This window comes from Stenotrophomonas sp. YJH_SMC_40 (assembly GCF_059368615.1).
Genome location: NZ_JCAFRX010000005.1, coordinates 192,879 through 213,449 on the forward strand (window position 1 = coordinate 192,879; position 20,571 = coordinate 213,449).

General features: G+C 66.0%; 22 protein-coding genes and 1 pseudogene. 17 read left to right on the plus strand and 6 right to left on the minus strand.

Annotated features, from left to right (window positions below; all coding sequences use genetic code 11):
* Window positions 1-229 precede the first annotated feature (229 nt).
* The 3 genes from AC5P6X_RS11445 to AC5P6X_RS11455 all read left to right on the plus strand — a co-directional run bounded on the left by AC5P6X_RS11445 (window position 230) and on the right by AC5P6X_RS11455 (window position 3,193).
* Window positions 230-1,360, plus strand: a complete 1,131-nt coding sequence (locus AC5P6X_RS11445) for a hypothetical protein (RefSeq protein WP_329755728.1) — start codon at window positions 230-232, stop codon at window positions 1,358-1,360.
* A 292-nt stretch (window positions 1,361-1,652) separates the two neighbouring features.
* Window positions 1,653-2,393, plus strand: a complete 741-nt coding sequence (locus AC5P6X_RS11450) for a DNA/RNA non-specific endonuclease (RefSeq protein ID WP_088436514.1) — start codon at window positions 1,653-1,655, stop codon at window positions 2,391-2,393.
* Between the two features lie 104 nt (window positions 2,394-2,497).
* The gene (locus AC5P6X_RS11455) at window positions 2,498-3,193 is read left to right on the plus strand and encodes an HAD family hydrolase (RefSeq protein ID WP_329755729.1); all 696 of its coding nucleotides are present in this window, start codon (window positions 2,498-2,500) and stop codon (window positions 3,191-3,193) included.
* Window positions 3,194-3,199: 6 nt separating this feature from the next.
* On the opposite strand, the gene AC5P6X_RS11460 is transcribed toward AC5P6X_RS11455, so the two are convergent.
* The 4 genes from AC5P6X_RS11460 to AC5P6X_RS11475 are packed head-to-tail and all read right to left on the minus strand — an operon-like array spanning window position 3,200 to window position 5,247.
* Window positions 3,200-3,430, minus strand: a complete 231-nt coding sequence (locus AC5P6X_RS11460) for a hypothetical protein (protein WP_329755730.1) — start codon at window positions 3,428-3,430, stop codon at window positions 3,200-3,202.
* Window positions 3,427-3,852 carry a VOC family protein gene (locus tag AC5P6X_RS11465; protein WP_111151040.1) on the minus strand — a complete coding sequence of 142 codons (426 nt, stop codon included), beginning with the start codon at window positions 3,850-3,852 and terminating at the stop codon, window positions 3,427-3,429. The genes AC5P6X_RS11460 and AC5P6X_RS11465 overlap by 4 nt, the downstream gene beginning before the upstream one ends.
* A gap of 10 nt (window positions 3,853-3,862) precedes the next feature.
* The gene (locus AC5P6X_RS11470) at window positions 3,863-4,324 is read right to left on the minus strand and encodes an AraC family transcriptional regulator (RefSeq protein ID WP_329755731.1); all 462 of its coding nucleotides are present in this window, start codon (window positions 4,322-4,324) and stop codon (window positions 3,863-3,865) included.
* Window positions 4,321-5,247: a LysR substrate-binding domain-containing protein gene (locus AC5P6X_RS11475; protein WP_329755732.1), complete on the minus strand. Its 927-nt coding sequence runs from the start codon at window positions 5,245-5,247 to the stop codon at window positions 4,321-4,323. Before AC5P6X_RS11475 ends, AC5P6X_RS11470 begins: the two co-directional genes overlap by 4 nt.
* Before the next feature lie 91 nt (window positions 5,248-5,338).
* On the opposite strand from AC5P6X_RS11475, the gene AC5P6X_RS11480 reads away from it, so the two are divergent.
* From AC5P6X_RS11480 to AC5P6X_RS11495, 4 genes are all read left to right on the plus strand, one after another.
* Window positions 5,339-6,379 (plus strand): twin-arginine translocation signal domain-containing protein, encoded by a 1,041-nt coding sequence (locus tag AC5P6X_RS11480; RefSeq protein WP_322533911.1) that lies wholly within the window; start codon window positions 5,339-5,341, stop codon window positions 6,377-6,379.
* Entirely contained in the window at window positions 6,376-7,257 is an 882-nt protein-coding gene (locus AC5P6X_RS11485) for a TolB family protein (protein ID WP_329755733.1), read from the plus strand. Before AC5P6X_RS11480 ends, AC5P6X_RS11485 begins: the two co-directional genes overlap by 4 nt.
* A gap of 68 nt (window positions 7,258-7,325) precedes the next feature.
* Entirely contained in the window at window positions 7,326-7,862 is a 537-nt protein-coding gene (locus AC5P6X_RS11490; protein WP_329755734.1) for a GFA family protein, read from the plus strand.
* Window positions 7,855-8,163: a DUF6958 family protein gene (locus AC5P6X_RS11495; protein WP_329755735.1), complete on the plus strand. Its 309-nt coding sequence runs from the start codon at window positions 7,855-7,857 to the stop codon at window positions 8,161-8,163. Before AC5P6X_RS11490 ends, AC5P6X_RS11495 begins: the two co-directional genes overlap by 8 nt.
* Here the strand turns inward: AC5P6X_RS11495 and AC5P6X_RS11500 are convergent.
* A pseudogene (locus AC5P6X_RS11500) lies at window positions 8,164-9,518 on the minus strand (sigma-54 dependent transcriptional regulator). It abuts the gene before it with no gap.
* 397 nt (window positions 9,519-9,915) lie between these two features.
* Here AC5P6X_RS11500 and AC5P6X_RS11505 point away from each other — a divergent pair.
* The 6 genes from AC5P6X_RS11505 (at window position 9,916) to AC5P6X_RS11530 (ending at window position 15,325) form a co-directional block, all read left to right on the plus strand.
* Window positions 9,916-10,446, plus strand: a complete 531-nt coding sequence (locus AC5P6X_RS11505) for a FapA family amyloid fibril periplasmic chaperone (RefSeq protein WP_329755736.1) — start codon at window positions 9,916-9,918, stop codon at window positions 10,444-10,446.
* A complete protein-coding gene (locus AC5P6X_RS11510; protein WP_329755737.1) occupies window positions 10,443-11,060 on the plus strand; it encodes a FapB/FapC family functional amyloid domain-containing protein in 618 nt (205 codons plus the stop codon). Before AC5P6X_RS11505 ends, AC5P6X_RS11510 begins: the two co-directional genes overlap by 4 nt.
* A 43-nt stretch (window positions 11,061-11,103) precedes the next feature.
* On the plus strand, window positions 11,104-12,420 hold the full coding sequence (locus AC5P6X_RS11515) for a FapB/FapC family functional amyloid domain-containing protein (RefSeq protein ID WP_329755738.1): 1,317 nt from the start codon (window positions 11,104-11,106) through the stop codon (window positions 12,418-12,420).
* A 99-nt stretch (window positions 12,421-12,519) separates the two neighbouring features.
* On the plus strand, window positions 12,520-13,224 hold the full coding sequence (locus AC5P6X_RS11520) for a C39 family peptidase (RefSeq protein ID WP_012480358.1): 705 nt from the start codon (window positions 12,520-12,522) through the stop codon (window positions 13,222-13,224).
* 12 nt (window positions 13,225-13,236) lie between these two features.
* On the plus strand, window positions 13,237-13,986 hold the full coding sequence (locus AC5P6X_RS11525) for a hypothetical protein (protein WP_108269825.1): 750 nt from the start codon (window positions 13,237-13,239) through the stop codon (window positions 13,984-13,986).
* 46 nt (window positions 13,987-14,032) lie between these two features.
* Window positions 14,033-15,325: a transporter gene (locus AC5P6X_RS11530; RefSeq protein ID WP_495215454.1), complete on the plus strand. Its 1,293-nt coding sequence runs from the start codon at window positions 14,033-14,035 to the stop codon at window positions 15,323-15,325.
* Window positions 15,326-15,341: 16 nt separating this feature from the next.
* Here the strand turns inward: AC5P6X_RS11530 and AC5P6X_RS11535 are convergent, their stop codons facing one another.
* Complete coding sequence (locus AC5P6X_RS11535) at window positions 15,342-16,754, minus strand: ComEC/Rec2 family competence protein (protein WP_123958614.1); 1,413 nt, start codon at window positions 16,752-16,754, stop codon at window positions 15,342-15,344.
* A gap of 222 nt (window positions 16,755-16,976) precedes the next feature.
* Between AC5P6X_RS11535 and AC5P6X_RS11540 the strand changes: the two genes are divergently transcribed.
* The 4 genes from AC5P6X_RS11540 to AC5P6X_RS11555 all read left to right on the plus strand — a co-directional run bounded on the left by AC5P6X_RS11540 (window position 16,977) and on the right by AC5P6X_RS11555 (window position 20,518).
* Complete coding sequence (locus tag AC5P6X_RS11540) at window positions 16,977-18,116, plus strand: SPFH domain-containing protein (protein ID WP_005409782.1); 1,140 nt, start codon at window positions 16,977-16,979, stop codon at window positions 18,114-18,116.
* Between the two features lie 20 nt (window positions 18,117-18,136).
* Window positions 18,137-19,489 (plus strand): hypothetical protein, encoded by a 1,353-nt coding sequence (locus AC5P6X_RS11545; protein ID WP_108269823.1) that lies wholly within the window; start codon window positions 18,137-18,139, stop codon window positions 19,487-19,489.
* Window positions 19,486-19,743 carry a hypothetical protein gene (locus AC5P6X_RS11550; RefSeq protein WP_005409784.1) on the plus strand — a complete coding sequence of 86 codons (258 nt, stop codon included), beginning with the start codon at window positions 19,486-19,488 and terminating at the stop codon, window positions 19,741-19,743. The genes AC5P6X_RS11545 and AC5P6X_RS11550 overlap by 4 nt, the downstream gene beginning before the upstream one ends.
* Before the next feature lie 190 nt (window positions 19,744-19,933).
* Window positions 19,934-20,518 carry an AprI/Inh family metalloprotease inhibitor gene (locus AC5P6X_RS11555; RefSeq protein WP_108269822.1) on the plus strand — a complete coding sequence of 195 codons (585 nt, stop codon included), beginning with the start codon at window positions 19,934-19,936 and terminating at the stop codon, window positions 20,516-20,518.
* Window positions 20,519-20,571: the final 53 nt, after the last annotated feature.

The window sequence follows — 20,571 nt, forward strand, 5'->3', positions numbered from 1 at the left end:
TGTCGCAACCTTTGAATCGATGCTATGACGGGACCTTCCCAAGGACGGATGGATAATGAGACCCCGGCCGCTTTTACTTGTCGCCCTGTTGCTGGTTGCCGTTGGCCCCGTGTCCGCGGAGGATCCTGCGCTGTCCGACGTGACCGCTGGCGCAGTCTTCGAAGAGGCGCAAACGCTGTGTCAGGCCGACAACGGCCGACTTTGGGGAGCGTCGCTGTGTGGGCCAATGATGCTGGTGGACAGGACCAGTCGCCGGGTCACGGCTTCCCGTGCAGATGCACAGGGCAACCTGCAGGCACGTGGAGAGGTTTTCATCGGCCAGCTTCCGCCGGACGCGATCATCGCCAACACCGCCGTCGAATGGTCCGGCACCCGCTGGACGCAGCTGCTCTGGCCGCTGCCGCAGGACGAAGGCCGGCGACGCACGTTGCTGGCCCACGAGATGTTCCACCGCCTGCAACCCGCGTTGTCGATCGAAGCGCCGGCAGAGGGCGGCAATGAGCACCTCGACACGCTTGAAGGACGCTATTGGCTGCAGCTGGAATGGCGCGCACTTGCCGCCGCACTGTCCGCACCCGACCCCGGCGCACAGCGCAACGCGATGAACGATGCGCTCGCATTCCGTGCTGAGCGCTACCGTCGCTTCCCTGCTGCCGCCCAGGAAGAAGCCGCGTTGGAGTTAAACGAAGGCCTGGCCGAGTACACCGGCGTTCTCGTCGGCAACGCAACGCCCTCTGTGCGCATCGAGGCCGCACTTCATGACCTTCGCGCCCATGTGGATGATCGCAGCTTCGTCCGTTCGTTCGCCTACGCGACCGGCCCGGCCTATGGCCTGCTGCTGGACCAGGTTGCGCCCGGTTGGCATCGCAATCTTGGCCATCCCGCCCGCGATCTCGGTTCACTTCTGGCAGAGCGCATGCACAGCACTCCACTCACCGGCGAAGCTGCACTGTTGACCACGGCAGCACGCTATGACGGGCCTGCGCTGCGCGAAACGGAAGTGCAGCGCGAACAGCAGCGCCTTGCACAGCTTGAACGCAACCAGGCCCGCTTCGTGACCGGGCCGGTACTGCGGCTGGATCTTCGCAGCATGCGCATCCAGTTCGACCCCAGCAACATGCAGCCGCTACCTGGCATCGGCACGGTGTATCCCACGATGCAGCTGAGCGACGTATGGGGAACATTGACGGTCACCGATGGAGCGTTGCTGCAGAACGACTGGAAGGCCGTGTTCGTGCAGGCGCCTGCCTCGGGCAAACTGCCCCTGCAGGGTCACGGATGGGCGCTGAGCCTGGCCCCCGGATGGTCGCTGGTACCAGGAGCGCGCCGCGGCGACTACGTGTTGCGGGCACAGCCCTGAGCCTGGCGGCGACAGGCACCGCCACGCCCTAGCACTCGCGCGTGTCACCCACGCGCCGCCTGATCTGACACATCACCAGTGCTTGCGCACTGTCACAGCTTCGCCTTTTCGTCATTGACCGAAAGACGACAGGTTGTGACGCTTACGACACCGCAAGGCCTCCACGGGCCTGTCATCGCGGCCACGTCCCACCGCAATCCGTAGCACCCGTCCCCGCAACGCCCTCCCATGACTTCGCCCCGGCCTGGTCGTGGCGGACGGCTGCGCCCTGAACTTCTGCTGGAGAACCGCAATGCGCCTTGCAACCTTCTTCTTCGCGTTCGTCCTCAGTGCCTTTGCCGGCGCTGCCCAGGCCCAGGTCGTCACCCTCAACAAGGGCGGCTTCGTGCTCACCTACGACTGCAGCATCCACAGCGCCACCCGCTACGAATACACGCTCACCGCAGACACCGGCTCGGAAGCGCGCCCCTCCAGCTTCTACAAGGATCCGGACCTGCCCGCCGGCTGCCTGGGCCAGACCAGCACCACCTCCTATGCCAGCATCAGATCCGGCTATGACCGCGGTCATCTGGTGACCTCCAACCACATGGACTACAACGCGACCTACATCCGCCGCGCCAACTACATGACCAACATCGTTCCGCAGGTGTCCAGCTTCAACCAGGGCATCTGGGTGAAGGCCGAGAACGTGGCCGAGTGCTACCGCGACATCGCGCCGGTGGATGTCTATGGTGGCGTGGTCTACGGCGACGCCTCCAACGACTACTTCCTTTCCAGCCACGGCATCCCGACGCCGGAGTTCTTCTGGAAGACCATCATCACCCGTGACCCGAACACCGGCACCGCCAAGGCGATCAGCTGGATCATTCCCAACGAAGCCAATCTGGGCAGCCTCGACAGCTATCTGGTGACCATCGCCGATCTGGAGGAGCTGCTGGGTGCGAGCTACGTGGCGATCAACGCACCGGCCTCGTTGAAGAACATGCTGCCGGCCAGCACCTGGCCGCAGCCGGCGGGTTGTGACCTGGGCTGACCGGCCGGCCGGGAATGGGTGGCACCCAGTCCGGGTGCCACACAGGGATGGCTGTGGGAAAATGGCGGGCAATTGCACCACCGCATTGCCCCCTGGAGCTGTAAATGTCCCGTTTCCCCTTCGATGCCGTGCTGTTCGACTGCGACGGCGTACTCGTCGATTCCGAGCCGCTGGTCGCCCGCGTTCTCTCGGAAATGCTGACCGCACGCGGCTGGCCGCTGACCCCGGCGCAGGCGGGTGAAGTGTTCCTCGGCCAGTCCGTGGCCCATCTGGCAGGGCTGATCGCAGAGCGCACCGGCAAGCCGTTCACCGAGGAATGGCTGGAGGAGTTCCGCCATCAGCGCAACCGGGCACTGGAACGTGACCTTGAAGCGATCCAGGGGGCTCCCGAGGCCGTGCGTGCGATCGCTGCGGCCACCGGCGGGCGGATCGCCTGCGCTTCCGGTGCCGACCTGCAGAAGGTGAAGCTGCAGCTGGGCAAGGTCGGCATCCTTGATGCCTTCGGTGCCCATGTGTTCAGTGGCCAGGACATGCCGCGCACCAAGCCGCACCCGGACGTGTATCTGGCTGCAGCCGCAGCGCTGGGCGTCGACCCGACGCGCTGTGCAGTGATCGAGGACACCGTCACCGGCGCCACTGCGGGCGTTGCCGCAGGCGCCACCGTGTTCGGCTTCAGTGAGGGTGGCCCGCACCACAGTACGCCGGAAGCCCTGCGTGCTGCGGGTGCAAGGGTGGTTTTCCAGCGCATGGACCAGCTGCCGGGCCTGCTTGCCGCCTACGCGGTGGACGCCGTCGCCTGACTCTGCTCAGCCCGTAGTGCCCAGTGCGGCGCTGCGGCGCTTTCCGGCGTAGTGCAGCGCGAACAGGTACAGGCCGGTGAACAGTTGCAGGAACAGCGGCGGCAGCGGCGAATAGGTGATCCACGCTGCAGGTTCGCCCTGCCCCAGCCCGCGAACGGCGAAGTTGGCGATCACCGCCAGGGTGAACACGATCGAGGTCCAACGATGCACGGGCCGTGCCCAGCCACCGCGGCTCATTGCCGGCGCCTCGCTTCGGAACGGGCTTCGATCATCTTCCAGCCATTGCCTGACGGGTCACGGAATCCGGCGTCGACGGCGCCATAGCGCTCGATCGGCTCCTGGGTGAATTCCACGCCCTGTGCCAGCCATTGCGTGTAGCGCGCCTGGCAGTCATCCACGGCCAGCACCAGCGGCGGCATTGCGCCCTTGGCCACCAGCTGCTGCAGCGAAAGCGCGGTGGCCGCATCGTGGGTGGGCGGGCCTGGCACGAACAGGCCCAGCTGGAAACCGTCCTGCCCGGGGCTGCGTACCGTCAGCCAGCGGTAGCTGCCATTGCGCACGTCGGTGTGCACTTCAAAGCCGAGCGTGCCGACGTAGAACGCGAGTGCTTCATCCTGGTCGCGCACATACAGGCCGACCGTGTTCACAGTGTTTGTCATGGGACCTCCCTCAGGTGGGATCCACGTTAGCAACCGCCTCACGGCGCCGCTTCTCCAAAACTGCGATGTTCAGATCCGGTCGCTGCGCGGCACGTGCGTGGCACTCCGGCACGCTGGCCGGCGCCGCCTGGCCAGCACGCTCGCGCTCGCGCACATTGCCCGGGCTGTCGCCGGTGATGTCACGGAAGATGCGGCCAAAGGTGCCCTGGCTGCTCCAGCCCGTCTGCGCGGCGATTTCGGTGACCGGCAACTCGGTGTCACGCAGCATCGCCACGGCCCGTTCGATGCGCCGGCTGAGGAGATAGCGGTGCGGTGGCAGCCCGAAGGCCTGCTTGAACGAGCGGGCGAAGTGCGCCGGCGACACCGCACTGACCTCGGCCAGGCGCGCGACCGGCCATTCCTCATGGCTGGCGCGGTCCATCCGGTCCTTGGCACGCAGCAGGCGCCGCAGCAGTTCGGGGCTCTGGTTCATGGCACCACCGCCTGGGCCAGGTAGTGGCGTGCCGCGTGCCGCGCCTCAGCGGCCTGCTCGACCAGCCAGTCACGCAATGCAATGACCTTGGCACTGCCATTTCGCGCCGTGGGTGCCACGAACCAGAAGCTGCGACCGTCGCTGGCGACACCCGGATGCGCCTGCACCAGCCGCCCGCTGTCCAGCTCGGCCTGGAACAGGATCGGCGAACCAATGGCGATGCCTTGCCCGGCGATCGCGGCGCCGATATCCAGATGTTCGACAGCAAAGGGCGCGACGACACTCTCCGGTGCCGGCGGTGGAATGTGCCCGTGCGCGGCAAACCACAGGGCCCACCAGTCCGGCCGCCCGAGCAGGGGAATCTCCAGCGCGGTGCTGCCCAGCCCACGCGCCTCGTGCAGCAGCGCCGGCGCACACAACGGTGTGAACACGCTGGGAAACAAGGGAGTTGCCTGAAGACCCGGCCATTCGCCCTGGCCATTGCGGATGGCGGCATCGAAGTGACCGGCGGCCAGATCCTGCGGCGCTGCCGACAGGTCCAGTTCCAGCACGAACTGCCGGTGGCGGGCGCGGAACGTGCCCAGCCGCGGCGTCAGCCAACTGGTGCCCAGCGTCGGCAGCACGGACAGGCGCAGTCGCGCCGCATCCCTGTCAGCGGCGCGCATGAAGCTGGCGCGCAGTGCATCGAATGCCCGGGTCGCCTCCTGGGCGACGCTGGCACCCGCCGCCGTCAGTTCCACGTGCTGTGCGTGGCGCAGGAACAGGCAGATCCCGGTCTGGGCCTCCAGCCGCCGCACGTGGTAGCTCACCGACGCCGCACTGGTGTCAAGCTCTTCGGCGGCGCGCGCGAAGCTGCCCAGCCGCGCCGCCGCCTCGAAGGCACGGATGGCGGCAAGCGATGGCAGCTGGCGTTGGGTGACCATAAGTGTGACTTAGCCTGAGCCCCGATATCTGCGTGGTCAATCCCCCTGGTACGCGCAACGATGGAGGCACCTTCGACAGGGGATCACGCACATGGATCGACGGCAGTTCCTGGCCACTCTGGCCGCCGCGGCGGCATCTACGGCGCTGCCCCCCGGGTGGGCCCTGCCCAGCCACAGCGAAGACTGGAAATGGTTGCAGGGCAACTGGCAGGTCCGGCACCGACGCCTGAAGGAGCGCCTGGTCGGCGATACCCGTTGGGAGTCCTTCACCGGTTCCAGCGCGGTCTGGCTCACCCTGGGCGGACTCGGCACCATCGATGACAACGTCATGGCGCTGCCTTCGGGCCCCTACAGGGGCCTGGGCGTGCGTGCATTCGATCCGGTGTCTTCCACGTGGTCGATCTGGTGGATCGATGGCCGCAACCCTGCCCATATCGAAGCCCCTGTGCGCGGCGCTTTCAAGGGCGATGCCGGCAGCTTCCGCGGCACCGACCGGATCGACGGGCGCCCCATCGAGGTCTGGTTCCGTTGGCACGACATCCACGGCGAGGAGCCGTGGTGGGAACAGGCGTTCTCCGACGATGCCGGTGCGCACTGGGAAGTGAACTGGCGCAACTGGTTCCGCCGCACTGCTGCGGTCCCCTCTCCGCTTCCGAAGCTGCCGGATGCACCGGGCGATTTTGATTTCCTGGTGGGCCATTGGAACGTGCGCCATCGCCGCCTGCGCGCTCGGCTGGCAGGCAGCGATGCATGGGACGCGTTCAACGGCACCCTGCACAACTGGCCGGTCCTGGGAGGATTCGGCAACGTGGGTGACAACCTGATGCACATGCCTGGAGCGCCGCTGCGAGGCATGGGCATCCGCGCCTGGAATGCGGCGGAGCGGCACTGGCTGAGCTGGTGGCTGGATGGCCGGGAGCCAACCCGGATCGGCGCGCCACTGCGCGGTGGTTTCCAGGCCGGTGTCGGCCGCTTCTTCGGCGAAGACCAGCACGACGGTCGAACAATCCAGACACGGGTGATCTGGTCACGCATCACGCCGCGTTCGGCGCGCTGGGAACAGGCGGCCTCGACCGATGGTGGACGCAGTTGGGAAACCAACTGGGTCAGCGACTTCGAGCGACAGGCATGAAGGCGCTGCTGGCCATGATGCTGCTGGTTGCTGCGTCGCCTCCCGCGTCTCCATCCAGGGTGCTGCGGATCGTCGGCCCCGCCGAGCGCTTCGCCCCGGGCGTTGCATCCACGCAATACGACGAGATTCGACTGACCTTGAGCCCGGACGGAAAAACCGCACTGTGGTTCAGCCGCAACCGGCCCGGCGGTCCAGGCGGGTATGACATCTGGGTCTCCCGCAACGATGGTCAGCGCTGGCGGCCGGCGATGCCGGTGCCGTTCAACTCGCCGGGGCGCGACTTCGATCCCGCCTTTTCCGCCGATGGCCGCGTGGTGTATTTCTGTTCGGATCGCGAAGGCGGCCAGGGCGGCGACGATCTGTACCGGGTCAGCATGGGGAGCGACGGTCGATTCGGGGAGCCGGTCAATCTTGGCCCGGCAGTGAACAGCGCGGCCGATGAATTCGCGCCGATGCTCTCGCCCGACGCAGCCACGCTGCTGTTCTCCAGCGATCGCGCAGGCGGTGCGGGTGGCCATGACCTCTACGTCGCAGCGATGGTCCGTGGCATGGCGCAGCCGGCACGGCCGCTGCCGGGAGACCTCAATACCGCAGCGCAGGAGTTCGATGCCACCTTCCTGGGCGACGGCCGGACGCTGGTGTTTGCCCGCGCCCTGGACTTCGGCAGTGCACCGGTACGCCAGTTCATTGCCTACGCGCGTGGAGACCGTTATGACGCGGGCCTTGCATTGCCCTCCCCCTTGAACGATGCCTCCGGCGACAGCTACGGCGCGATGCTGGATGGCTCGCAACCCGACACCTTGACCTATTCGGCGCGGCGCGCGGACGGCGCAGGGTTGGATCTGTACCGCATCCGCTATCGGATGATGCGCCCTTGAAGGCAGATGTTGTCGATTTTCGGCGCCCCGGTTCGTCGAGAGGATGACTACCCCAGGAGAAAACGCAGATGGCCTCACACCAGTCCCTTGCCTGCGCCTGCGGCCAGGTGCGCCTGACCGCCACGGGCCAACCCATCGCCACCGTCGAATGCTGCTGCGACAGCTGCCGCAAGGCCGGCGCCATGCTGCAGTCGATGCCCCGAGCACCGGACGTACTGGGCCCACACGGCCAGACGCTCTTCGTAATGCACCGCAAGGATCGCGTCAGCATCGATGCCGGACATTCCATGCTGCGCGTGTTGCGGTTGTCCAGCAGCGGCGGCAGCCGCCGCGTCGTGGCGGGATGCTGCAATACACCGCTCTTCCTGGAGTTCAGCGGCGGCCACTGGCTGAGCCTCTATGGCCTGTTGTGGCCGGCATCGGCAAGACCCGCCGTGGAGATGCGGACCATGGTCAGTGATCTTCCTGATGCGTCTGTCCTTCCCGACGATGTGCCGAACCTGGAGACCCGGTCGCTGCGGTTCTATGCCCGGTTGATGAAGGCGTGGATCGCCATGGGCTTCCGCAGCCCACGCATCGAAGTCGCGGGAGATACCCATGTCTGAGCCCGAGCGGATCGAAATCGAGAGCATCAGCACGCCCGGGCACATCCAGCGCGTGGATCGTGCCAAGTATCTCGCCATGCGCCACGCCTTGCTGTGGGTCCTGCCTGCGCAACCGCCCGGCCTGACCGTTGCGCAGGCAAAACAGGCACTGCTGCCACATCTGCCCGCCACCCTGTTCCCGGCAGGTGCCACCGCTGGCTGGTGGTTGAAGGCCGTGCAGCTGGACCTGGAAGCCAAGGGCGTGATCGAGCGCGTCGCGGGCAAGCCGTTGCGCCTGTTCAAGCACCTCGCGGCCGGCTGATCAGCGCTGCGCAGGCAGCTCCAGCCGGTGCTTGCGGCACAGGCGATACACCGTCACGCGCGATATCTGCATCTGCCGCGCACACTCGGAGACGTTGTAGCCGGTCTGGCGCGGGTCTGCAGCAGCACATCGCGCTCGGCCTGCCCCCGTGCATCGTGCAGCATCGCCGCTGGCAGCACCGCCGCCGATGCGCCCAGCTCCAGGTCACGCTCACTGATCAGCTCGCCTTCGGCCATGATCGCTGCGCGCTGCACACGGTTCAGTAGTTCGCGTACGTTGCCGGGCCAGTCGAAGCGCCGCATGGCCTGTACTGCGGCCGGTGCAAAGCCGCGTGCACGCACGCCGTGGCGCAACCGGAAGCAGCGCAGGAAGTGCTCGGCCAGCAGCTGCACGTCGGCACCGCGCTCGCGCAGCGGCGGCATCAGCAGGCGCAGCACATTCAGGCGGTAGTACAGATCGCTGCGGAACCGCCCCTGCGCCACCGCGTGTTCCAGTTCGACGTGGGTCGCGGCAAGCACACGCACGTCTGCGCGCAGCGGCTGGCTGCTGCCCACGCGCTCGAAGGTTCCCTCCTGCAACACACGCAGCAGACTGGTCTGTGCCTCTGCCGGCAGATCGCCCACCTCATCAAGAAACACCGTTCCGCCATGGGCCGATTCGAACACGCCGATCTGCCGCTTGTCGGCACCGGTGAACGAGCCACGTTCGTGGCCGAACAGCTCCGACTGCACCAGGTTGGCCGGAATCGCACCGCAGTTCACTGCAATGAACGGCTTGCCGGCACGCCCCGACAGCGCATGCAGCGCGTGTGCGGCCAGTTCCTTGCCGGTACCGGTTTCACCGGTGACCAACACCGGCAGCTCCACCGGCGCAAACTTGTGCAGCACCGTGCGCACCGCATGCAACGCGGCGCTTTCGCCAATCAGCGCGTGCGGTCCGTGCCCACCGCAGGTTGCGTCGACAGGCGGATCATCCGCGTCGAACTGCTGGCGCATTGCGCACACCAGGTCCTGCAGGCCGAACGGCAGCGTGAAGCGCGCGCAGCATCGCTGCAGCAACGGCAGCCAAGCCGGTGATGTGGGTCCGGCACCCGGTGGCAGTACCGCCAGCCAGGGTAGATGCTGATGCTGCTCGATCCACGGCGCAAGCAGCTGCAGCGCGACCGCATCGAGATGGCGCAGATCGAGAACGGCGAGCAAACGATCGCGCCCGCGCAGGCCAATCGCCATGGCGGGATCGGGATGGATGCTGCGCACATACCAGCCCGCTGCCGCCAGCGCACTGCGCTCGTTTGCCAGCGGCTCGCCAAACCAGAGCACGCAACGTGACGTAGAAGCCTCCGGGACCGCTGCCATGCTTCCCCCAGCATCCGGACACCGTCGGCGGACTGTCAGGCAATCACCGGCGTGCCGCCCCCCGCCGGGACCTCTACGGCCACCGGGGTGGCCTTTGTTGGGCGGATCCTAGCGCTTCCCTAAACGGCGGCGCAATGAGCAGTGCGTCAAGAAATTCGAGGCTGAAGCTGCATCGTTGCAGACGGCGACGCCACCTGTAACACCGATGCGACAGTCGCCCGCCGCCCTTGCCCTGCGGTGCCTGGGGCTTCGAAATCCCAACAATTCCGCGACGTGCCTGTAACAGCATGGCAGCAGCCCGGTCAGGTGCTGCACGGTCACGACGTTGGCGGGTGGGCACTTTGAAGTTGGCACGGTTGATGCGTGGTTCCGCCGCACCCCATCGCGGGAGATCGGCATGGACGGCACCACCCTGATTCGCGGCTTGGCCGCAGCGCTGGCAATAGCTCTGCTGTCGGTTGGCGCCGTCGCGTCCGCGTCGGGCGCCCGCCAGGGCGCGAAGGCACAACCGGGCGAAATCGTCCTGTTGCGGGACGTCTCCGCGCGGCCGGCCTATCGCATGGCACCACCGGGCATGGCGCTGATTGCCGACCCGAAGCCGCAGCGCGAGATCGCCGCCGCATTGGGGGTCGGCGGCACGACGACCGGCATGGACGAGTTGAGCGATGAGGACTATGCCGGCATGGGCGCCGGCCAGGCCGCGTCCATCGCGGCGCCGGGCGGAACCACCGTTGAACGGGTCACCCAGCAGGCCTTTGGCGGCACGCTGGGCCGCAGTGGCGACGGCATGGTCGGCAGCAGCCTGGGGGGCGCCATGAGTGGGCCGCTCGGTGCGGTCGGCAGCAGCACCCGCGGTATCGCCGATACCGTGCGCGGCGCACTGGCCCAGTTCCCGCTGCAGGGCACGGCCCCGGCAGGTGGAAAATGAAGCCCCTGCACGGCGTACTTCTGCTGCTCGCTGCCGCGCCCTCGGCGACCCGGGCCGATGACTACAGCGGCATGCTCGCCTATCTCGACGTGGCCCGGATCGACGGCCGCGCGCTGGCCGGGGCGAATGGCGCCATCGCCGTGAACCAGGCCGCCGGCGACCTCAACGTGCAGGCCAACCTGCGGGGTATCGCCAAGGGCGATCGCGCCGACGTGGCGACCAATGCGCGGCAACTGCAGCAGGGCAACCGCGTGCTGTCCGGGCCGCTGCAAGCCACTGCATTCATTGGCGGTGACGCACTGGCCGGTGCCAGTGGCATCGCATCCATCAACCAGGCCAGCGGCATCGCCAACACGACGCTCAACGTCGTCAGCGCGACGCTGGCCCGACAGGGCATACGCGAAACCGACGATACGGCCTTGGCCGCCGAGGGTTCCGCGTTGGCAGGGGGGCGGGACGACACCGGTCGCGGCATCGCGACGGGCACCCGCAGCGCCGGTGTAGCCAGCACCGCGCTGCGGGGATTCGACGGGGTCCTGCAACTCAATCAGATCGCGGGCAACGGCAACGATACGGCCAACGTGCTGGGCCTGGTCGTGCAGGACCGCCCGTGACAACCACCCAACCGATGCACCACCTGATGAGAGAGAGGGCACCATGAAAGCGACCGTCAAACAGACCATGCTCGCCATGGCGATTGCCACTGCCTCGACCGCCGCTGCGGCCAATGGCTGGGACAACCAGAACGCCAACGCGAACATCAACCACAACCACACCGTCAGCGAAACCCGCAACGATACGCACAACCACACCGACAACGACGTGCGCAACCGCACCGTCAACGTCAATGTGCAGAAGCACAGCAACATCCAGGCCGACGAACGCAAGGAGAAGAACAACCACGGCGTCGACGTGAACCTGGAGAAGGACCTGCGGCTGAGCACCGACATCAATTTCTCCGGCGATCCGAACATCACCGGCGACATCGACCTCGACTCGGCGGCCATTGCCGTGATCGACAACCGCCAGTCGATCAGCAACAACGCCACCAGCAACAGCCTCGTCACCAACAGTGCGTCCATCGGTGACAGCGTGGGTGCCGGCGCATCGGGCAATCTCGGCTTCAACGTGGTCTCCGGCGACAACAATGCCCAGGACAATGCCGCGTCGTTGTCCGCTGCCGATGCGTCCTTCAGCTTCGGCATGGCTGACGCCGAGGTGTTCGTCAACCAGGCCGGCTTCGGCAACGCCACCATGAACTCCGGCGTCACCAACGCCGCAGGTCTTGGCGGCAACGCTTTCGGCGGCGCGTCCGGCAACATCGGCGTGAACATCGCCTCGGGCAACAACAACGAGCAGAAGAACGCGCTCGCGGCCTCGGTCGCGACCACCGCGGTGGCCCAGTCGAGCATCAGCTCCAACCAGGTCTCCACCGGCAACACGGTCAGCAACGCCGGCTTCGTGCAGTCCTACACCGATACCGTGCAGGTCGGCATGCATGGCGGCGTCAGCGGCCTGACCCTGGCCTATGGCGCGGGCACCTACCGCGGTAGCGGCAACGCCTACCAGATGGCCAACTACTACCTGGATACCTGGAGTGGCGAGCTGCCACACCCGGGTGGCAACAGCACCGGCCACATCGACCTGGACAACCAGATCCAGAACGCCACGATGAACCCCAACCGGCCGGGGGTGGGCGGCCTGGGCTTCGATACGCGTGAGAGTGGCACCAGCCAGTTCGTCGAACTGGGTGTGGCCGACCTGTATGCCAGCCTCAGCGGCACGGTCAGCACCACGCGCTGGGTGAACGTCAACGCCACCAACACCTCGGCATTGTCCGGCAGCGCCTTCTCCGGCGCCTCCGGCAACATCGGCGTGAACGTGGCTGCAGGCACCGGCAACCTGCAGGCCAACAGCCTGGCCCTGGCAGTCGCCCAGCCCAGCACCGGCGGCGGTGGTGGCAGCGGCGAGTAAGCGCACCACCCCGGCCGTCCGCCAATGGCCGGGTTCCCGGGAGCCCCTGTCCCTCCTCCCCCTTGGGGCAGGGGCTCCCCCCTGCTGCCGGAGACTGTGATGATCCGTTGCCGTCTTTCGATGTGCCTGCTGGCCTGCCTGTTGCTGCTGGCCACTGTTCCTGCGTGGGCGGGCGACGTGCGCTTCAGTGGCGTACTGCCCAATGGAGCGCTGCTGCAGCAGAAGGTGGAGAGCATGCAGGAGCGGCGCTACCGCAACGTGGTACGCCAGCACACCGACTACAGCTGCGGGGCTGCGGCGCTGGCGACCATCCTGCGCCACGCCTACCACCTGCAGACCGACGAGGCGACGGTGATTGAAGGGATGATGGGGGTGTCCGATCCAGCGCTGGTGGCCGAACGCGGCTTCTCCCTGCTCGACATCAAGCGCTACGTGGAGTCGCTGGGCATGCGTGGCCGGGGTTACCGCATCGACGAAACACGACTGCGCACCCTTCGCGTACCGGGACTGGTGCTGATGGACGTGCGTGGTTTCCGCCATTTCGTGGTGCTCAAGCAGGTGCGCAACGGCATCGTGGAAGTGGCTGACCCGATCCTCGGCAACCGCAGCCTGGCGCTGCCGGAGTTCCTGGCCGCCTGGCCATCGCGCGCGGTCTTCGTGGTGATCGGCAGCGACTTCGATCGCAACACCGCTCTTCTGCAACCCAGCGAACGGCCCAGTGCCCGCGCGCTCTTCGCGCGGCAAGGGCCGATCACCGATGCCGAACTGGTCGACTTCGGCTTCAGCCACGCCGACCTGTTCTGAGGAGGTACGACCATGTTCCGCCAACACGTATGGATGGCTCTGCTGCTGATGGCCCCTGCCCTGCCCCTGCAGGCCGCCGACGGCAGGACCGGGCGTGGCCTCACGGAGATTCCCGATCCGGAGCTGAGCCTGATGCGGGGGCGCTACACCGTGGGCGGCAACAACGTCGCCTGGTTCGGGGTCACCATGGTGTCGCAGTGGCAGGCCAGCAACGGCACGACCCTGCAGGGCGGCCTGACCCTGGGCTTGGAATTCCGTGGCGGTGGCGCGCCGAAACTCAGCTTCCAGCCCAGCGTGCATGTCACGGCAGCCGATGCGCCGCTGCCCGATACCCACGGACGCAGCATCGACAGCAGCGGCCTGGCCAACGCCAGCGGTCTGGTGCAGAGCGTGCAGGTGGCCGGCGATGGCAATCTCGCGCGCAACGTCACCACGCTGACGGTTCGCGAGGGTGGCGTGCCGGCAGCTCTTTCTGATGGCGCAGGCAATGTCAGCGCGCAGCAGGGCGGCGCCAGCGCGACGGCGGCGCTGGAAGGCAACCAGGCACGCCTGCTGCTGCAGGTGGACGGCCAGGGATTGGTACAGCAGTGGATCCGCAATGGCAGCGTCGGCCAGGGCATCGCCCTCGCCGGTGACGGCCAGATCGCCAGCAACCAGTTGCGGCTGGAGCTGGTGCGCAACGCCGTGGGCGGCAATCTGCCGTTGAGCCAGAACGTGGCCCAGGCGATTGCGTTGAACCGCGGCATGGGGCCGGGCCAGTAGCAGGGCCTGGCATTGGGGGAAACGCTCCACAACGCAGGACACGGACATGCACACCCTGATGAGGATCACCCCGTTGGCGCTGGCGGCGCTGGCGGGCACCGCCCTTGCCGCACCGACGACGCCGGACGATGGCGCTGACGTGCAGGCCCTGGCCAACCAGCTGGAACAGCTGAAGGCCAACTACGCACAGGAAGTGCGGCGGTTGCGCGAACTGGACATGCAGGTGCAGGCCATGCAGGCGCGCCTGGGCGGGCGGGTTGGCCCAGCCTCGACCCCACCGGCCGCGCCATTGTCGCAGGCAGCGGCCGCCGCGGCTCCACCGAGCAGCGAGGGTTACGCCAGTACCGCCGCAGAAGCACAACAGGCCAGGCAGGAGTCGCGCCGCAGCGTGGACGATGTGAAGCAGCAGCAATCGGCCCTGTTCTCGCGCCGCTTCACCATCGAGAACAGCCTCACCTACGCACGCTACGACCGCAAGCAGCTCACCCTCAACGGCTTCCTCGCGTTGGACGCCATCTTCCTCGGCAATATCGCCATCGAGAACGTGGAGTCCGACTCGCTGACCTACAACGTGGCGGCCCGCTGGGGCGTCAGCCCGAACCTGACGCTCAACCTGGATGTGCCCTACCTGGCGCGGCGCACCGTGTACCAGAAAGGCGGCGCCGGCGGTGCAGCAGCCGCCATCGCGCAGGAGCAGACCAACGGCAACGGCCTGGGCGACATTGGCCTGAGCGCGAACTACCGGCTGTTCGGCGAACGCGGCTGGCGCCCGGAGACCGTGCTCACGGCCGGCGTCACCGCCCCCACCGGACGCGCACCCTACGGCCTGGACTGGAAGGTGATCGAGCGCGATGACGATGACTACATCCGCTTCGCCGTGCCGCGCGAGCAGCCCACCGGCAACGGCGTATGGCAGGCCAACCTCGGCCTGTCGATGGTGAAGACCGCCGACCCGGCCATCCTGTTCGCCAACATCGGCTATGTGCACTCCATCCCGCGCGGATTCAACGACATCGACAGCAATCCGGACACGGTCAATCCGGGCGACGTGAAGCTGGGTGGCTCGGTGTACTTCGGCGCAGGCGTGGCCTTTGCGTTCAACGAGCGGACCAGCCTGAGCCTGTCCTTCAGTGACTGCATCAGCGCCCGCGCCTCCACCCGCTTCCAGGGCGGCAAGTGGATGAAGGTGATCGGCAGTGATGCCAATGCGGCATCCCTGAACCTGGGCGTGACTTATGCGTTGAACCAGCACACCACGCTGGTGACGCTGCTGGGCATCGGGCTGACCCCGGATGCGCCGGACTTCACGTTGGCGTTCAAGATTCCGTACATGTTGTAAGGGCGCACTTGAAGTGTCACGGACCTGTGGGCAGGCATATCTGCGCATGTTCCACGTGGGTACAGCCGCATCGAGGTGGAGCTGCGAGCAAAGGTATGTACTTATGCCCGTGCTGCTTCTGGCATCTGCTGCAATAGGAGCGCCAATTGGTCTGTGTCACGATCCAGCCAGCCAATTGAGCTTCTGACGATGATTGGGAGGATGGATTGCCGGGATACGCACCATTGAATGTTGAAAATACCATTCGACCTGGGCCGACCCCTGCTGGCGTGCTGTTCGCAGTAACCTCACCGCCGTGGTGAGGAGCTACCATTCCGGTGAGATCCTGCTTGGCAGATGACGGAATGGATGGATAGTCAGCGTCACCTGTCAGCAGAACGCGCGCATGATCGGATTCCACTCTTAGCGCCAGGGAAGTGTTGTTCTTCAGATATGCAGGCGTGTTGGGCGTATTCGGGCCCGGATTGCATCGATGGATCACCACAGAGCCAACACTGATATCCGGCCAATTACTGTTCCAGATGTGAAGCGCGCTCGCCCCTCCAGCCAGTTTCCTGCTTTTGAGAGACAAAAGAAGGTGGAGGTGACTTGCACCCAGGGCCACCGTCGATGGCGGCAAGCGGACAACCCATGGCCTTTCCCGAGCCGTACGACGGTATACAGGATTCACTATCCAGGCACCCTTGCTCTTGTCCCAGCGAGCCACACCAGACTTGAATGCGAAGTGCCAATGATCCTGATCCAAATGAGACAGGACCACTGGCTCGTTGGATTTCCACGACTTGCTGAAGACCAGAGGATTGAAGTTATCCAATGCTGGAGAGCTGAAGCCTTTTATGTATATGGGCCGGCCAAAATCAAAGAACAGACGAGGATGTTCGTATTGATCCACAAGGGCATTGAAGTTGGCCTGCCCGACGTCGTAGACCGCAACGCCATGCAGCGACACATCGACGCTACGAAGCGCTGCCTCGACCTGCGACGTCTCGGCAGCCTCACTCAGAAAGGAGCGCAGGTTATTGCTCGAGGTCGCCGCGCGTCCTGTCTCGTCCTTCTGCACGGACATGTAGAGTCTTTCAGGCCTACTTCCCTCACCAGAGCCATCACCAATTGGAAGTGTCCGCACAGAGATGGCGCCGGCGAAGTTGCGGTTGGAAAGAGTGATTAGGCACCAAGCGTCTTCGCCACGCGCATACTCTTCATCGCTCAGCTCGTAGTCTTCAACCTCACGCGCGTCGACGCTCAGCAGAAGAAAGTCGACGTTATCCGGCGCCTCGTCCATCGTGGCAAATGACTCGGCCGATGCGACGGGAATCGCATCAATCAGAACCGGAGCGTCAAGGTTCCAGCGCCCATTTTCCAGAATGTCAGTCGGCTCGAAGAGTGCGTAGTACTGTGCACTGCGTTCCTCGGATTTGTAGCGCGGCATGCTCTGCACCCTCCTTGGCCAGGCCCGACACAGCGTCGGCTGGGACGTCATTGCCCCTCCTCCGATTAGGCCCGGAGTCGGCGGCGGAATCAACGTCCGGACTATTACCGGGGCCCCGTGGCGCCCATTCACCTGCCGGCACCACAGCCGCCCCCGGCCACTGCTATATTCAGCCAAGCTCGGCAGGCATGGTGCCTGCCCTCGAATCACAGGGAGTTGGACATGGGTCTGGTACAGGCGGTGAAGGGTGCGGTTGGCGGTGTGCTGGCCGACCAGTGGAAGGACTTCTACACCGTGCCGGCGGGCCTGCCGTCCACGGCCGCCCTGTTCGCGGCGGTGCCGCAGGGCACCAATGCCGGCCGCGGCTCCAACACCAGCGGCTCGTCCAACATCATCACCAACGGCTCGAAAATCATCGTGCCCGAAGGTTACGGCCTGCTGCTGTTCCAGGACGGCGCGATCACCGCATTCGTCGCCGAACCGGGTGGCTACGAATGGCGTTCGGACGACCTGAACTCGCAGTCGATCTTCGCCGGCGACGGCCTGGTCAGCACCTTCATCAAGCAGAGCTGGGAACGCTTCAAGTTCGGCGGCCAGCCGGGCGCGCAGCAGGCGGCCTACTTCGTCTCGCTGAAGGAACTGCCGGACAACCGCTTCGGCACCCAGTCGGAAATCTACTGGGACGACGGTTTCCTCAATACCCAGGTCGGTGCGATCACCCGCGGCTCGTACACGCTGAAGATCGTCGACCCGATCCTGTTCGTGAAGAACTTCGTACCGGCCAGCTACCTGCGGCCGGGCCAGGTGTTCGACTTCACCGATCTGGACAACGCCGCTGCCAGCCAGCTGTTCAATGAAGTGGTCGGTTCGCTGGCCCCGGCCTTCAGCCTGTATACTAACGATCCGGGCAAGGGCAACCGCATCACTAAGCTGCAGCAGGACTCGCTGGGCTTCGCGCAGAGCCTGTCGGCCGCCGTCGAGCAGGGTTACCAGTGGAAGTCCGACCGCGGCCTGGCCATCGTCAAGACCGCCATCGTCTCGATCGAGTACGACGCCAACACCCGCGAACTGCTGAAGACCGTGCAGCGCGCCGATGCGCTGTCCGGTTCGCGCGGCAATTCCAACCTGCAGGCCAGCGTCGCCCAGGGCATCCAGTCGGCCGGCGAGAACGGCGGTGCGGCGGGCCTGGTCGGTGTCGGCATGGCCTCGGGCATGTTCGGTGTCGGCGGCATGCAGCAGCCGGCCACCCCGGCTGCCGACGATCCGGTCGCCAAGCTGAAGAAGGCCAAGGAAATGCTGGACCTGGGCTTGATCACCCAGAGCGATTACGACGCGCTCAAGGCCAAGGCACTGGGCCTGTAACAGCAGGACGCACAACCGACATGTCCGATCCCCGAAACGGCCCACCGCCGCTGCCCGGATCCGCGCCCGCGACGCCGCCGCCCTTGCCGGCGGCGTCGTTGGATGGGCCCGGTTCGCCGCAGGACGTCCCTCCCCTGCCCGGCAGCTTCCCGCTGGACACCTCGAAGCTGCCGCAGGCCATCCGCGATGAAGTGGAAGCGCCCGATCCCGTGGCCATCGATACCTCGGCCAACGAGCTGAAGGACGGCCTCAACCGCTGCCCGAAGTGCGGCGCCACCGACATCCGGCCCAAGGCCGGCACCGACATCCTCGTCTGCCTGTACTGCCGTCACGAATGGCATGGCGCGCGGGTCGAGGAGGAATTCGGGCTGGGCGAAGCCATCGACCAGCTGCGCGGCACCGTCATCGCGTCCGGCGCACGCGACATCGATGCCGACACCTCGGCGTTGATGACGTTCAAGTGCACCGGCTGCGGCGCCGAAGTCACGGTCAATACCGAAAGCACGATGACGGCGCGCTGCCACTGGTGCCGCCACGTATTCGGCGTCAACGAACAGATCAGCAATGGCGCGGTGCCTGATGCAGTGCTGCCCTTCCATATCAAGAAGGACGACGCGGTCGCGCGCATCCGCCAGTTCGTCGACAAACGCCGCATGTTCGCGCTGAAGGCCTTCAAGGACCAGTTCACCCCGGAAAACGTGGTGGGCGTGTTCCTGCCCTACATGATCGTCGACAGCAATGTCAGCGCGGCCGTGGCCGGCAAGGGCGAGATCAAGACGCGCGAGTACACGGTGGGCAGCGAGAAGAACAAGCGCACCCTGTACGATGCCGATGTCTACCAGGTGGAGCGCCAGGTGGATTTCACCGTTGATGACCTGCCGCTGGAATCCTCGGCCGAGCGCGGCAATCTGGACACCCGCGCCAACACCAACAACATCATCAACACCATCCTGCCGTTCGATACCAAGAACGCGGTGAAGTGGAACGCGTCCTATCTGGCCGGCTTTACTTCGGAGAAGCGCAACCTGGATGTGGAAAAGCTGCGGCCGCGGCTGGAAGACCAGCTGCTGTCGATTGCCCGCGCGCAGGTGGAAGGTTCGGTGAAGCGCTACAACCGTGGCGTGCGCTGGGAGCAGGAACAGCTGGAGGTGCATGGCACCCGCTGGGTGTCGATGTACCTGCCGGTGTGGTTGTACTCGTACCACCAGCCCGGAAAGAACGGCGGCATGCTGCACTACATCGCGGTGAACGGCCGTACCGGCGAAACCATGGGCAGCGTGCCCGTGCAGCAATGGAAGATGCTGCTGGCGGCACTGGCCACCGGCACCGTCATTGAAGCCCTCGCAATTGCCTTCCTAGTGGCATCGACATGAGCGACGACAGTGGCCTCTGGCTGTTGGCGGCAGGTCCAGCCGGCGCAACCGCGCTGTACTGGGCGCTGTACCGCTATTACCGCAACACCGACAAATCACATTCCTTCGAGCACGAGACCGAAATCGAGGCGCAGCCCGTGACCGGTTCGGACCAGCAGGTGGGCCGGGTCACCGGCACCGAGGAAAAGCGCATCCGCGGTGACAACGTGTACGAGTACCGGAAACGGGTGGTGAGGGTGAAACCCGACCCGTAGCGCCAGGCCATGCCTGGCTGCTGGAAGTGCCCGGCCGCTGGCCGGCATTCCTTCGGTTTCTGGGCGCCAAGTGGGAGCCGGCCAGCGGCCGGTACTACCCTTCGCTGGGCTGCCCCAGCGCACACCCTCACACCGTCTCCCACCCCACCGGTTCGATACTCGCGCGATCCCCCCTTCCGAGGATCCTGCGATGGCTGCCGTGCTCGCCCGTACCTTCCTGTCCGCGTTGTGCTGCCTGGCCCTGCCCGCCCTGGCCCAGGACGCCTCGTTCGGCTTCGGCGAACAGACCACCCACACCGACCAGACCACGCAATCCAGCAGCACCCAGACCCAGAGCAGTGGCGCGGTGACCACCCAGACCATCACCAGCGGCAGCTCGCAGTCCGAGTCACGCAGCGAAAGCAAAGAGATCGACGTGGGCTTCGGTTTCCACGACGACAACGACGACTGGGGCCACGACCGCCACCGTGGCGGCCGCGATGTGCGCGACAGCGATCTGTTCGGCAGCTGGACGCTGGGCCAGGAGAACGGCAACACCTGCTCCATCGAGCTGAAGAACATCGAGTGGTTCGGCGGCTACAGTGCCTACGTGCCCGCCGGCTGCCCGGATGGCTTCTTCTCGGCCAACCGTTGGGTACTGTCGGGCAATCAGCTGCTGCTCACCGACACCAGCAACACCGTGTTCGGGCGCTTCCGCGCGTCAGGCGGTGGGCGCTGGACGGGCTACCGTGAATCGGATGGGGCGCGTTTGTACCTCAATCCCAAGGGGCGCTGATCGCACCGTGCACACAGTAGGCACGCGCTGATCAGGAAGATCAGGAATCCGCC